The sequence below is a fragment of the Frigoribacterium sp. Leaf415 genome (assembly GCF_001424645.1).
GTDB lineage: Bacteria > Actinomycetota > Actinomycetes > Actinomycetales > Microbacteriaceae > Frigoribacterium.
Window position 1 is genome coordinate 2,779,123 of the sequence record NZ_LMQR01000001.1, and the last position, 12,807, is coordinate 2,791,929.

At 70.7% G+C, this 12,807-nt stretch carries 11 protein-coding genes; 8 read left to right on the plus strand and 3 right to left on the minus strand.

The features are described from left to right. Positions 1 to 46 precede the first annotated feature (46 nt). The 3 genes from trxB to ASG28_RS12965 form a co-directional block, all read right to left on the minus strand. Entirely contained in the window at positions 47 to 1,039 is a 993-nt protein-coding gene (gene trxB, locus ASG28_RS12955) for a thioredoxin-disulfide reductase (protein ID WP_055975793.1), read from the minus strand. Between the two features lie 211 nt (positions 1,040 to 1,250). Further along, a complete protein-coding gene (gene murJ / locus ASG28_RS12960; RefSeq protein WP_055975797.1) occupies positions 1,251 to 2,915 on the minus strand; it encodes a murein biosynthesis integral membrane protein MurJ in 1,665 nt (554 codons plus the stop codon). Beyond that, on the minus strand, positions 2,912 to 5,170 hold the full coding sequence (locus tag ASG28_RS12965) for a DUF6049 family protein (RefSeq protein WP_055975802.1): 2,259 nt from the start codon (positions 5,168 to 5,170) through the stop codon (positions 2,912 to 2,914). Before ASG28_RS12965 ends, murJ begins: the two co-directional genes overlap by 4 nt. Before the next feature lie 164 nt (positions 5,171 to 5,334). Here ASG28_RS12965 and ASG28_RS12970 point away from each other — a divergent pair, with 164 nt between their 5' ends. From ASG28_RS12970 to ASG28_RS13005, 8 genes are all read left to right on the plus strand, one after another. After that, positions 5,335 to 6,774: a CCA tRNA nucleotidyltransferase gene (locus tag ASG28_RS12970; protein WP_055975805.1), complete on the plus strand. Its 1,440-nt coding sequence runs from the start codon at positions 5,335 to 5,337 to the stop codon at positions 6,772 to 6,774. 192 nt (positions 6,775 to 6,966) lie between these two features. Further along, positions 6,967 to 7,383, plus strand: coding sequence for a 30S ribosomal protein S6 (gene rpsF / locus ASG28_RS12975; protein ID WP_055975808.1), 417 nt, complete (start codon positions 6,967 to 6,969; stop codon positions 7,381 to 7,383). A gap of 4 nt (positions 7,384 to 7,387) precedes the next feature. Continuing rightward, complete coding sequence (locus ASG28_RS12980; RefSeq protein ID WP_043595325.1) at positions 7,388 to 7,963, plus strand: single-stranded DNA-binding protein; 576 nt, start codon at positions 7,388 to 7,390, stop codon at positions 7,961 to 7,963. Between the two features lie 50 nt (positions 7,964 to 8,013). Next, positions 8,014 to 8,274 carry a 30S ribosomal protein S18 gene (gene rpsR, locus ASG28_RS12985; protein WP_043595327.1) on the plus strand — a complete coding sequence of 87 codons (261 nt, stop codon included), beginning with the start codon at positions 8,014 to 8,016 and terminating at the stop codon, positions 8,272 to 8,274. A 14-nt stretch (positions 8,275 to 8,288) separates the two neighbouring features. Then, positions 8,289 to 8,741, plus strand: a complete 453-nt coding sequence (rplI, locus tag ASG28_RS12990) for a 50S ribosomal protein L9 (RefSeq protein WP_055975811.1) — start codon at positions 8,289 to 8,291, stop codon at positions 8,739 to 8,741. A gap of 480 nt (positions 8,742 to 9,221) precedes the next feature. Then, positions 9,222 to 10,277: a LacI family DNA-binding transcriptional regulator gene (locus ASG28_RS12995; RefSeq protein ID WP_055975814.1), complete on the plus strand. Its 1,056-nt coding sequence runs from the start codon at positions 9,222 to 9,224 to the stop codon at positions 10,275 to 10,277. A 3-nt stretch (positions 10,278 to 10,280) separates the two neighbouring features. Next, entirely contained in the window at positions 10,281 to 11,798 is a 1,518-nt protein-coding gene (locus ASG28_RS13000; protein ID WP_055975820.1) for a sugar ABC transporter ATP-binding protein, read from the plus strand. A gap of 31 nt (positions 11,799 to 11,829) precedes the next feature. Continuing rightward, entirely contained in the window at positions 11,830 to 12,801 is a 972-nt protein-coding gene (locus ASG28_RS13005; protein ID WP_055975823.1) for an ABC transporter permease, read from the plus strand. Positions 12,802 to 12,807: the final 6 nt, after the last annotated feature.

A 12,807-nucleotide genomic window follows, 5' to 3' on the forward strand; every position in this document is an offset into this window, starting at 1 on the left:
TGTTCCTTTCGTCAGGGTGATCTGGGTTGGCTTCAGGAGGCGCGGGTCAGGCGACCACGGACTCGGACGTCTCGACGCCCTCGGCCGACCCCACGGTCTGCTCGGCCAGGAAGGTTTGGTCGAGCGAGGCCAGGTAGTGCTCGACGTCGAGCGCCGCGACGGTGCCCGAGGCCGCGGCGGTGGCCGCCTGGCGGTAGGTCGCGTCGATGACGTCGCCCGCGGCGAAGACGCCGGTCAGGTTGGTCTTCGAGCTGCGCCCCTGCACGGCGATGGTGCCGTCCGAGGTCAGGTCGACCTGACCGTGCACGAGGTGCACGCGGGGGTCGTTGCCGATGGCGATGAAGAGGCCGTCGAGGTCGAGGTCGGTCGTGCTGCCGTCGACCGTGTCGGTCAGGGTGACGCCGGTGGCCTTCTCGCCGCCGAGGATCGCCGTGACCTGCTTGTCGAACAGGAACTCGATCTTCTCGTTCGCGTGGGCCCGGTCTTGCATGATCTTCGACGCGCGCAGGCTGCTCGAGCGGTGGATGACGTAGACCTTCGAGGCGAAGCGGGTCAGGAACGTCGCTTCCTCCATGGCCGAGTCGCCGCCGCCGACGACGGCGATCGCCTTCTCCTTGAAGAAGAAGCCGTCGCAGGTGGCGCACCAGCTGACGCCGCGGCCGCTCAGGCGCTCCTCGTCGGCGAGGCCGAGCTTGCGATACGCGCTGCCCGTCGCGAAGATCACCGTGAGGCTCTCCTCGACGGTGCCGTTGCCCAGGGTGACCTTCTTGACGTCGCCGGTCAGGTCGACGGCGGTGACGTCGTCGAGCAGCACCTCGGCACCGAACTTCTCTGCCTGCTCTTGCATCTTGAACATGAGCTCGGGGCCCTGGATGCCCTCGGGGAAGCCGGGGAAGTTCTCGACCTCGGTGGTCTTCATGAGCTCGCCGCCGGCCTCGACCGAGCTCGCGACGATGAGGGGGCGCAGACCGGCCCGGGCGGCGTAGATGCCGGCCGTGTAGCCGGCGGGGCCGGAACCGATGATGATGACCTGGCGCATGGGCACCTTCCTGGGGGAGAACTTCACGAGCGGGAAGACGACCTGCGAGCGGTGGCTCGGAGGTCGGATCCCTCGATCGTCTGGTGGAACGCATCCTACCGACGGGGCATTCCCGCGGGCCTGGCAGTGCGGCGCCCGGCCGGGCCCCGCAGTGCCTGGCAGCGCCCGGCAGTGCCGTGCACGCCCGCCCGCCCGCGACGGCCAGCGGCGGTCAGCGACGCAGGAGGCGCGAGACGGTCGGTGCGAGACGTGCGGTCACCGGCGTGGTCAGCACCCGCAGCTCGGGGATCCGCGCGAACCAGAGCAGTGCGCCGTAGACCAGGCCCATGACGGCCCCGGCCACGACGACCGTCAGCACGCCCGGCACACGGCCGGACTGGGCGAAGCCGTCGGCGGAGAAACCACCCAAGACGGTCACGACGACGACGCCCACCGCCCCGGCGACGAGCGAGAAGACGAAGAACTGCACGTAGCGGCGCAGCACCCAGCGGCCGTCGATGCCGCCCAGCCGCTTCTTGACGACGACGAGCGCGACCACGGCCTGGCTGGAGCCCGCGATCGAGGTCGTGATGGCGATGGCCATCGCGATGTGCTCGGGCGACACCACGGCGGCCGAGATCGCGACGCCCGCGACGAAGATGCCCGACTGGACGAGCTGCAGGAAGAAGGGCGTGCGCTGGTCGTGCATCGAGTAGAACACCCGCTGCACGATGAACAGCACGCTGAACAGGACGAGGCCGGGCATGTAGCCGAGGATCACCTCGGCCGTGCGGGTCGACCCGGCGAAGTCGACCTCGAAGAACCGGGCGAACGGATAGGCCACGACGCACATGGCGACCGCGGCGAACACCATGAACATGCCGATGGCGCGGAGCGACTGCGACATGTCGGTGCGGACGGCCCGCAGGTCGCCGCGCGAGGCGTGGCCGCTCATGCGCGTGAAGTAGGCGGTGCCGATCGACACGGCGATGATGCCGTGCGGCAGCATGAAGAGCAGCCAGGCGTTCGCGAGCACCGCGTTCGAGGCGCCGACCTCGCTGCCCAGGGTGGCGACGCGGCTCTGCACCAGCCCGGCCAACTGGGTGACGAGCACCATGCCGAACAGCCACCCGGCGGCCTTGCCCGTCGCGCCGAGGCCGACTCCGCGCCAGCGGAAGTCGGGGCGGAAGGTCAGACCCGCACGGCGCCAGAACAGCAACAGGAACGCCGCCTGCGCCAGGACGCCCAGGGTGGCCGTCGCCGCGATGACGAAGATGCGGTCGCCGGTCCAGACGTCGACCGCCGAGTTCTCGACGGCTCCGCCGAACATGACCATGAAGACGACGAGGCCGGCGATGGAGACGACGTTGTTGAGCACCGGCGCCCAGGTGAAGGGCCCGAACACCTGTCGGGCGTTGAGCACCTCGCTCAGCAGCGAGTACATGGCGTAGAAGAAGATCTGCGGCAGGCACCAGTAGGCGAAGGCGGTCGCGAGGGCGAGTTGGTCCGAGGTGAATCCCGCCCCGCCGTCCGTGCTCTGCTGCGCGTAGAGCCGCACGAGCACGGGGGCGAGCAGCGTGCCGGCCAGGCCCACGGCCGCGAAGACGATGGTGCCGAGGGTCACGATCTTGTTGATGAACCGCTGCCCCCCGTCGTCGGAGGTCGCCGCCCGCACGATCTGGGGCACGAGCACGGCGCTGAGCAGGCCACCCGCGATCAGCGCGTAGATGTTGTTCGGCAGCTGGTTCGCGAGGGCGAACGAGTCGGCTGCCCGGCTGGCCGACTGCCCGATCGCGGCGGCCAGCACGGCCGCCTTCACGAAGCCGAGGACGCGCGAGACCATCGTCCCGGACGCAAGGAGGATGCTGGCGCGACCGAGACCGCCCTGGTTGCTCACATGGACTCCTGGACGGGCGGCGAGGCGGCCGCATCGGGTGACGGGGCCGCATCGGCTGACGGGCCGTCGCCGGACGACCGGGCCTCGTCGCGCGCCCTGCGGCGCTTGCGGAAGGTGCGGTAGAGGCCGCCGACGAACAGCGCGGCGAAGGCGACGCCGAAGATCCAGGTGATGGCGGTCTCCCACCCGGCCTGCACCGAGAGCGGGACGTCGACCGGGGTGGCGATCGCCACGCCCGAGAGGCTGACCAGCTGGAGCTGCACCGAGACCGTCCCGTTGGCGACGGACTGCACGGGCACGCTGACCCGGGTCTGGGACTGAGGCTGGATCGTCACCTCGATGGGGCTTCGCTCGATCGAGAGGATGGAGTTCGACGGCGTCAGGTTCAACTTCACCGTCGCGACCGAGTCGGTCTTGTTCTCGAGGTAGAGGGGCAGGGCCGAGCGGTCGCCGAGGATGGAGATCGGCGAGCCCTGGACGACGGCCACGAGACCCGACGTCGCGGTCGCGTCGGCCACGGCCGAGGCGACCTCGGCGGGGAAGCCGTCGACGTTGTCGCGCCAGGCGTGCGAGGCCAGGGCCATCGTGCGCAGTCGGGCCGACTCGGTGACGAGCTGCGGTTCGGCGAGGGCGGTCGAGAAGTCGACGACCCTCTCGTCGGCGGACACGAGGTCACGCAGCTGGTCGAGACGGGCGTCGCTCTCGGGACTGTCGACGACGGTCGCCGTCGACGGGGTGCTCGCCAGGGCGTCGGTCAGGGTGGCGCCGCTGACCCAGGGAAGGCCGTCGACGGCCTGCAGCGTGCGGGTGAGGAACTGCCCGGTCGACGGCCACTCGCGCTCGAGCGTGGTCAGCAGGGTGCGGGCGTCGCTGGGCCGCTCGTAGGCGATGGTCGCGACGGTGGCGGAGAGCCGGGCCATCGTGGCCTGCCACTCGGCCAGGCTCGTCGCCTCGGCCGCCTGGGTGACCAGGTCGGACAACGGGTCGTCCGAGACGACGGCCGGGACGGCACCGATCGTGACCGCGGCGTTCTCGGTCGAGTCGCCGTCGACGTCGACGTTGCCGCTCGAGACGATGGTCGACGTGTACGAGCCGGCGGCGAACGCGGTCAGGTCGGCGGACACGACGGACGACTCGCGCGGCCAGACGACGTCGCGCTGCGTCCACGGGAAGTCGAGCAGTTGGGCGGTGGTGGGCAGGACCACGCCGTCGCCGGGCGTCTCGGAGGGCGACGGCTCGCCGGTCGGCTGGTCGGTGGCCCCGTCGCTCGGCAGGGCGGAGGGGTCGGATCCGGCGACGCCGGTGCCCGAGCCGTCGTCCGTCCCCTGACCCGGCGCCTCGGTGGGCGTGTCGGTCGGTGCGGGCATGTCCTCGAAGCGGGTGGGGTCGACCAGGGTGTCGAGCGAGGTCACGGCCGGGACGGTCGTCGCGCCGGCCTGTCGCAGCCCGGCGACGTCGGCGTCGGCGTACGCCAACGGGAACATGTCGCTCGGCAGGGCCTGCAGCTCGGTGAGCCAGTCGACGGCCGACTGCGGGGCCTCGGTGCCGAGCAGGCGGATCGACGCGATGATCATCGGGTCGATGCCCAGGGTCGCGCCGGTGCCGGCCACGGCGTCGAGCTCGCGTCGCAGCACCCCGCCGTCCGAGGTGTAGGCGGCGAGGGCGGAGGCGTCGAGGACGCCCGTCTCGCTCTCGGGCGTCGTGATCGGCACGGCGACCGCCACGCGGGTCGGCTGGAAGCTGTCGGCGGGGTACCAGACCACGCTGCTGCGGGTCTGCGCCACCTGGCTGCCCGACGCGTCGAGCACGCGGGCCCCGAGCGCACGCGCCCCGAAGGCGCGGCCGGTCAGGCCGAGGCGGTCGGCGGGCACGACGACGGTGTCGAGGGCGACGGACGACCCGGCGGAGACCGCGGGCACGTCGACCTGGACGAGCTGGCGCCCGAGGTAGTCGTCGCCCGAGACGTCGTCGGGATCGAGCCACGAGGCGAGCTTGGACCGCGTGGTGAACGGTTCGCGGTCGAGGTAGACCCGGGCCGTGGTCGCCGCGAGGTCGCTGTCGCCGTCGTTCGTCACGGTGACCCCGAGGGTGAGGTCGTCGTCGGGTCGCAGCACGCCGTCGGAGGCCGGCTCGACGGTCATCGTGATGCCGTCGCCCGTGGGGGCGGACGCCGCCCGGGCCGTGGTCGCCGGCAGCCCCGCCGACACGACGAACACCGCCAACAGGGCGGCGATCACGGCGAAGAAGAGTCTCATAGGCGTCAGGTGTCGACGGCGACAGGAGCCGTTCGAGCATGCCGAGTCTAGGCAACGCCGACCAAGAAGCAGCGGCGAAGCGCCTGCGAGGCGGGAGGACGGGGTCGTGAGGCGCCGTCGCGGACTCAGCCCGCGCCTCCTCGGCTGTGGCAAGCTGTTTCGTCATGGACAGCGTCGCACGGGCCCTGCAGCGACTGGACGATCTGGCCGCCACCCCCCGCATCGAGAAGCTCGCCGCCGCGTTCGCCGCGGCCGGTCACGAGCTCGCCCTCGTCGGCGGTCCGGTGCGCGACGCCTTCATCGGCCGGCCGGTCAACGACCTGGACTTCACGACCGACGCCGACCCCGACCAGATCCTGGCGATCGTCGTCCCCCTGGCCGAGGCGCACTGGGACGTCGGCCGCGCGTTCGGCACGATCGCGGCCCGCGTCGACGGCGAGACCGTCGAGATCACCACGTACCGCAGCGACGTCTACGACGGCGAGACCCGCAAGCCCGTCGTCGAGTTCGGCGACACCCTCGAGGGCGACCTGGTCCGTCGCGACTTCACGGTCAACTCGATGGCGCTGCGTCTGCCCGAGCGCGTGCTCGTCGACCCGTCCGGCGGCGTCGACGACCTGCTGGAGGCGCGGCTCGCCACCCCGGGCACCGCGGTCGACTCGTTCCGTGACGACCCCCTGCGCATGATGCGGGCCGCCCGGTTCACGGCGCAGCTCGGCTTCACCGTGTCCGACGAGGTGCGCGAGGCGATGACCGCCCGGGCCGAGACCCTGTCGATCGTCTCGGTCGAGCGGGTCGCCGACGAGCTGTCGAAGCTCCTCAAGACCGAAACCCCCCGAGACGGTGTCCGGCTGCTGGTCGACACCGGGCTGGCCGACCACGTCATGCCCGAGCTCGCCGCCATGCGCCTCGAGGTCGACGAGCACCACCACCACAAGGACGTGTACGAGCACAGCCTCACCGTGCTCGATCAGGCCATCGGCTACGAGCGGGAGCGGCACCCGGGCGAGGCGCCCGACCTCACCCTGCGCCTCGCGGCCCTGCTGCACGACTGCGGCAAGCCGGCCACGCGTCGCCTCGAGCCGGGCGGGGTCGTCACCTTCCACCACCACGACGTCGTCGGCGCCAAGCTCGCCAAGAAGCGGTTGAAGGCGCTCCGCTTCGACAACGACACGATCGCCGCCGTCTCCCGCCTGATCGAGCTGCACCTCCGGTTCTTCGGCTACACGGAGGGCGGCTGGACCGACTCGGCCGTGCGCCGGTACGTCCGCGACGCCGGTGACCAGCTCGAGCGGTTGCACATGCTGACCCGGGCCGACGTGACCACGCGCAACCGGCGCAAGGCCGACCGGCTCGGCTTCGCCTACGACGACCTCGAGGCGCGGATCGCCGAGCTGCGCGAACGCGAAGAGATCGACTCGCTGCGGCCCGACCTCGACGGCGACGACATCCAACGCGTCCTGGGCATCGGCCCGAGCCGCGAGGTCGGCGAGGCCTACCGCTTCCTGCTCGAGCTGCGCACCGAAGAGGGGCCGCTCGGGGCCGAGGTCGCCACCGAGCGCCTGCTCGCCTGGTGGAACGCACGCGAGGGTGCTGGGGCGTAACCCGTCCTGCGGGTGTCGACCCGCGCCTCCTCGGCTCTCTGGAGCCGGCGGCCGCTGCGGCGGCATTGATTCAGGAGGCGCGCTCGGCTACGCTGGGAAGGTTGCGTCTGCCTCATGGCCGACGCCGCGACATGAATACCCTCCTGTCACAGACCGTCTGTGACCGTTAAGTCCGAAGGAGGTGGGTTAGTCATGCACCAGTACGAACTGATGGTCATCCTGGACCCCGAGATCGATGAGCGCACCGTCGCCCCGAGCTTGGACAAGTTCCTCAACGTCATCCGCAACGATGGCGGAACGATCGACAACGTGGACATCTGGGGACGTCGTCGCCTGGCCTACGAGATCAACAAGAAGACCGAGGGCATCTACGCCGTCGTCAACCTGACCTCGAGCTCGGCCGCCACGGTCGAGCTCGACCGCCAGCTGGGTCTCTCCGAGGCCGTGCTGCGCACCAAGGTCCTGCGTGCCGAAGAGGCGATCGCCATGGTCGCCGCCGCCAAGAAGGTCAGCGACGAGAAGGCCGCCCGCAAGGCCGCCAACGCCGCTGCCGCCCCGGCTGCACCCGCCGCCCCGGCTGCTCCCGCCGCCGAGAAGGCTGCCGAGTAGTCCGATGGCTGGCGAGACCGTCATCACAGTGGTGGGAAACCTCACCAGTGACCCCGAGCTGCGCTACACGCAGAACGGGCTCGCGGTCGCGAACTTCACCATCGCGTCGACCCCCCGCACGTTCGACCGCGCGTCGAACGAGTGGAAGGACGGCGAGGCGCTCTTCCTCCGTGCCAGCGTGTGGCGCGAGTTCGGCGAGCACGTGGCCAGCAGCCTCACCAAGGGCAGCCGGGTCATCGCTCAGGGCCGACTCAAGCAGCGCTCGTACGAGACCAAAGAGGGCGAGAAGCGCACCAGCATGGAGCTCGAGATCGACGAGATCGGCCCCTCGCTGCGTTACGCGACCGCTCAGGTGACGCGCGCCGCGTCCTCCCGCGACGGCGCTGCCGGTGGCGGCTCCTTCGGGGGCGGCAACGGCGGTGGCAACCGTGGTGGCCAGCCGGCTCAGGTCGGCGGCGGTCAGGCGCAAGAGCCGTGGGGTCAGCCCGCCGGCGGCCAGCAGGGTGGCAACACCTCTGGCGGCGACGTGTGGAACACCCCCGGTGGCAACGGCACCTACAACGACGAGACGCCCTTCTAGGCATCGCCGTTCCCTTTTAGTACTTCTTCATTCATCGAAAGTAGAAACCAATGGCTGGAAAGAGCAGCGGCGACCGCCGCAAGCCCCTCCGCGGCAAGGGCGGCAAGAACGCCGCTCCCGCGAAGTCGATCCGCGTCGGTGTCATCGACTACAAAGACGTCGCGACCCTGCGCAAGTTCATCTCGGAGCGTGGAAAGATCCGCGCCCGTCGCATCACCGGCGTCTCCGTCCAGGAGCAGCGCCTCATCGCCCGTGCCGTGAAGAACGCCCGTGAGATGGCGCTCCTCCCCTACGCCGGCTCCGGCCGCTGATCGGAAGGACCACCATGTCGAAGGTAATCCTGACCCACGAGGTCTCCGGCCTCGGTTCCGCCGGTGACGTCGTCGACGTCAAGAACGGCTACGCCCGCAACTACCTGGTGCCCCAGGGCTTCGCCGTGGCGTGGAGCCGCGGTGGCGAGAAGCAGGTCGCTCAGATCCGTACGGCCCGCGAGACCCGCGAGCTCAAGACGATCGAAGAGGCCCACGACCTCAAGCAGCGCCTCGAGGCCCAGAAGATCCGTCTCACGGTGAAGACCGGTGCCGACGGCCGTCTGTTCGGCTCGGTCCGTCCGGGCGATGTCGCCGACGCGGTCAACGCCCAGGGCGTCGCGACGATCGACAAGCGCAAGGTCGAGATCCCCTCGACCATCAAGGTGACGGGTGAGCACGAAGCCACCCTCCGCCTGCGCGAGGACGTCATCGCGACGATCACGCTGACGGTCGTCTCGGCCAAGTAGCACCCCGGGTGCTCCGGCACCCCGGCGCCTCGGCGCCTGCTGTACGCGAGAGCGGCGGTCCCCTTCGGGGGGCCGCCGCTCTTCTGCGTGCCGGGTACGTGCGGTGCGCCGGCCTGGAGTCGGGTCGCGATGAACCACGTTCCGGACGATCAACCCCGTCGGAACGGGGTTCATCGTCCGGAACGGGGTTCATGGGCTGGGCTGGCAGGGCTGGGACGCGGAGGCGCGGGCGGCTGGGGCGGGCACCGCGCCTCCTCGTCCGCTCGCGGGGGTCGGCCCTGTGTCGGGATGAACCCGGTTTCGAACGATGCACCCGGTTGCAACCGGGTGTTCGGTTCGAGATCGGGTTCATGGGCACAGGTGGTCTCGCGTTGACAGGAGGGGGCGGCTCGTCTACTGTCGTGGAATCGGTTCCATGGAATCGATTCCACGCAGCGGAAACACCCTGTGACCCGCACCACTACGACGAGGTAGAGCCCGATGAACACCGTGACGATCAGGGACGTGGCGCAGCGCGCCGGCGTCTCGGCCGCGACGGCATCGCGCGTCTTGTCGGGCAACCCGGCCACCTCCGCCGAGTCGAGGGCCCAGGTCGAGCAGGCCGTGCGCGAACTCGACTTCCGCCCCAACGCGCAGGCCCGGGCGTTGCGCTCGACCCGCTCCGACACGGTCGGCCTGCTCGTCTCGGACGTCCGCAACCCGTTCTTCGCCGACCTCGCCCACACGATCGAGCAGTCGCTGCTCGAGCTGGGCTACGTCACCCTCCTCGGCAACGCCAACGAGAACCGCGAGCAGCAGGACCGCTACCTCGACACCCTCATCTCACGCCGCGTCGACGGCGTCATCGTCGCCCCGCAGGGCACCGACTCGGCCAGCATCGACTCGCTGCTCGCCCGCGAGGTGCCGACGGTGTTCGTCGACCGCACGATCCCCGGCGTCGACGTGCCGAGCGTGACGACCGACAGCGTCCCCGGCATCCGGGCCGCCGTGCAGCACCTGGTCGACCTCGGCCACGAGCGCGTCGGCTACGTCGCGGGCCCGCAGAGCGTGTCCACCGGGCGCGAGCGACTCGAGGCGTGGACGGCCGCGGCCGCCGAGCTGGGCCTCAGCACCGACCCCGACCTGGTCTACGTCGGCGACTTCCAGTCCGCCAGCGGGTCGGCCGCCGTGCACGCCCTGTTCGAGCTCGACGAGCCGCCGACCGCCCTGCTCGCCGCCGACAGCCTCATGGCCGTCGGAGCCATCGCCATGCTCAACCGGCTCGGCATGCGCATGGGCACCGACGTCTCGGTCATCGCGTTCGACGACATCGAGTGGTTCTCGCTGCTCGACCCGGCCCTGACCGTCATCGCGCACAGCGTCGAGGAGATGGGCCGCATCGCCGTCCAGCTGCTGCACGAGGTCATCGACGGGCGCACGCCCGACTCGGTCGTGCTGCCCAGCGAACTGATCGTGCGCGAGTCGACGACCCGCGCCTCCTCGTCCCCGACGCACCCGACACACCCCACCCCACCCCGACCCCTCGGCAGGAACTGACCCATGCCCCACTCGATCGACGACGATCGCCCCCTGCTCACGCTCGAGAACGTCAGCAAGTCGTTCGGCCCCGTGCGGGTCATCGACGACGTCACCGTGCACGTCCGGCCCGGCCGTGTGCAGGTGCTGCTCGGCGAGAACGGCGCCGGCAAGTCCACCCTGATCAAGATGATGTCGGGTGTGTACCAGCCCGACGCCGGCCGTGTGCTGGTCGACGGCGAGGCCGTCCACCTGCCGAACACGCACGCCGCCGAGAAGCTCGGCATCGCGACGATCCACCAAGAGCTGAACCTCGTCGCGTCGCTCAGCGTCGCCGAGAACGTGATGATGGGGCGGTTCCCGACCCGGTTCGGCCTGGTCGACCGCCGCGAGCTGAAGAAGCGGGCCCGCGCCGCCCTCGACCTGATCGGGCTCGACGTCGACGTCGACCAGAAGGTCGGCGAGCTCGGCATCGCCCGCCAGCAGCTGGTCGAGATCGCCAAGGCGCTGAGCATCGACGCGCGCATCCTGATCCTCGACGAGCCGACCGCCGCGCTGACCCGGCACGAGACCGAGATCCTGTTCCGCGTCGTCGAACAGCTGCGTGCCCGCGGCGTCGGCATGCTGTTCATCAGCCACCACCTCGACGAGATCGCCGAGATCGGCGACACCGTGGCCGTCCTGCGCGACGGTGCGTTCGTCGCCGAGGTGCCCGCGTCGACCGACGAGGACGAGCTCGTCCGCCTGATGGTCGGCCGCGACATCGCGCACCAGTACCCGCGCACCCCCGGCAGCGAGAGCGACTCCCCCGTCGTCCTCGAGGTGCGGGGCCTGACGTCGAAGACCTTCCGCGACGTGTCGTTCGAGGTGCGGGCGGGCGAGGTGCTCGGCATCGCCGGGCTCGTCGGCGCCGGTCGCACCGAGGTCGTCCGCGCGATCGCCGGGGTGGACAAGTACGACTCCGGCAGCGTGACCGTCCGCGGCAAGCGCCTCAAGAAGGGTGACGTCGCCGGGGCCATCGCCGCGGGCGTCGGCCACGTGCCGGAGGACCGCAAGGCGCAGGGGCTCGTGCTCGGCGCCTCCGTCAACGACAACCTCGGCTACGCGACGCTCGCCAGCAGCGCGAAGGCCGGCCTGGTCGACTTCGCCGGCCAGCGCGCGAAGGCCGACGAGGTCGCCTCGACCCTGCGGATCCGCATGCGCGACATCGACCAGGAGATCGGCTCGCTGTCCGGCGGCAACCAGCAGAAGGCCGTGTTCGGCCGCTGGATCATCGCCGGCTCGACGGTGCTGCTGCTCGACGAGCCGACCCGCGGCGTCGACGTCGGCGCGAAGGTCGAGATCTACGAGCTGGTGAACCGGATCACCGACGCAGGAGGCGCGGTCGTGATGGTCAGCAGCGAACTGCCCGAGGTGATGGGCATGAGCGACCGCATCCTCGTGATGCGCGACGGAGTCGTCGCCGGCGAGGTCGCCGCGGCCGACGCCACCCAGGACACGCTGATGACGCTCGCGGCACGCGACGTCCCCCCGACGAACTGACCCGAGAAGCACGGACCCGAGGACGACACCCATGACCACCACCACCGTGAAGGCGCAGCGACGCTCCTTCGACATCAAGACCTTCCTGGCCGCGAACGGAGCCCTCGTCGGGCTCGTCGTGCTGTGCCTGGCCCTCTTCATCGCGACGCCGGACTTCCTGACCGGCCGCAACCTGCTGAACATCGGCATTCAGGTGTCGACCGTCGCCGTGCTCGCGTTCGGCATGACCTTCGTCATCGTCGCGGGCGGCATCGACCTCTCGGTCGGTTCGGTCGCCGCGCTGTCGGCGATGGTCTCCGGCTGGTTCTTCGCCACGGCGGGGCTGCCCGGTGGCCTGGCACTCGCCCTCGGGCTCGGCACGGGCCTCGTGGCCGGCCTCGTCAACGGGTTCGCCAGCGCGTACGGCAAGCTGCCGTCGTTCATCGCGACGCTCGCCATGCTCAGCGTGGCGCGCGGCCTGACCCTCGTCGTCTCGGACGGTCGCCCGATCGCGACTCCCCCGGCCGTGTCGTTCCTCGGGGGCAACATCGGCCCGGTGCCCGTGCCGATCATCGTGCTCGTGCTGGCCGCGATCGTCGCGTCGTTCATCCTCAACCGCACCGTCATCGGCCGGTCGATGTACGCCGTCGGCGGCAACGCCGAGGCCGCGCGCCTCTCGGGCCTGCCGGTCAATCGCATCGTCGTCACCGTCTTCGGCCTGGCCGGGCTGTTCGCGGCCCTCGCGGGACTGCTGCTCGCCGGCCGCCTCGACTCGGCCCAGCCGCAGGCGGCCTCGGGCTACGAGCTCGACGCCATCGCCGCGGTCGTCATCGGCGGCGCGAGCCTGGCCGGCGGCGTCGGACGCATCTCGGGCACCATCATCGGCGCCCTCGTGCTCGTCGTCATCCGCAACGGCCTGAACCTGCTGAACGTCACGTCGTTCTGGCAGCAGGTCGTCATCGGCCTCGTCATCGCCCTCGCCGTGGGCGTCGACGTGTTGCGGCGCAAGACGCGCAGCAGCTAGACGAGC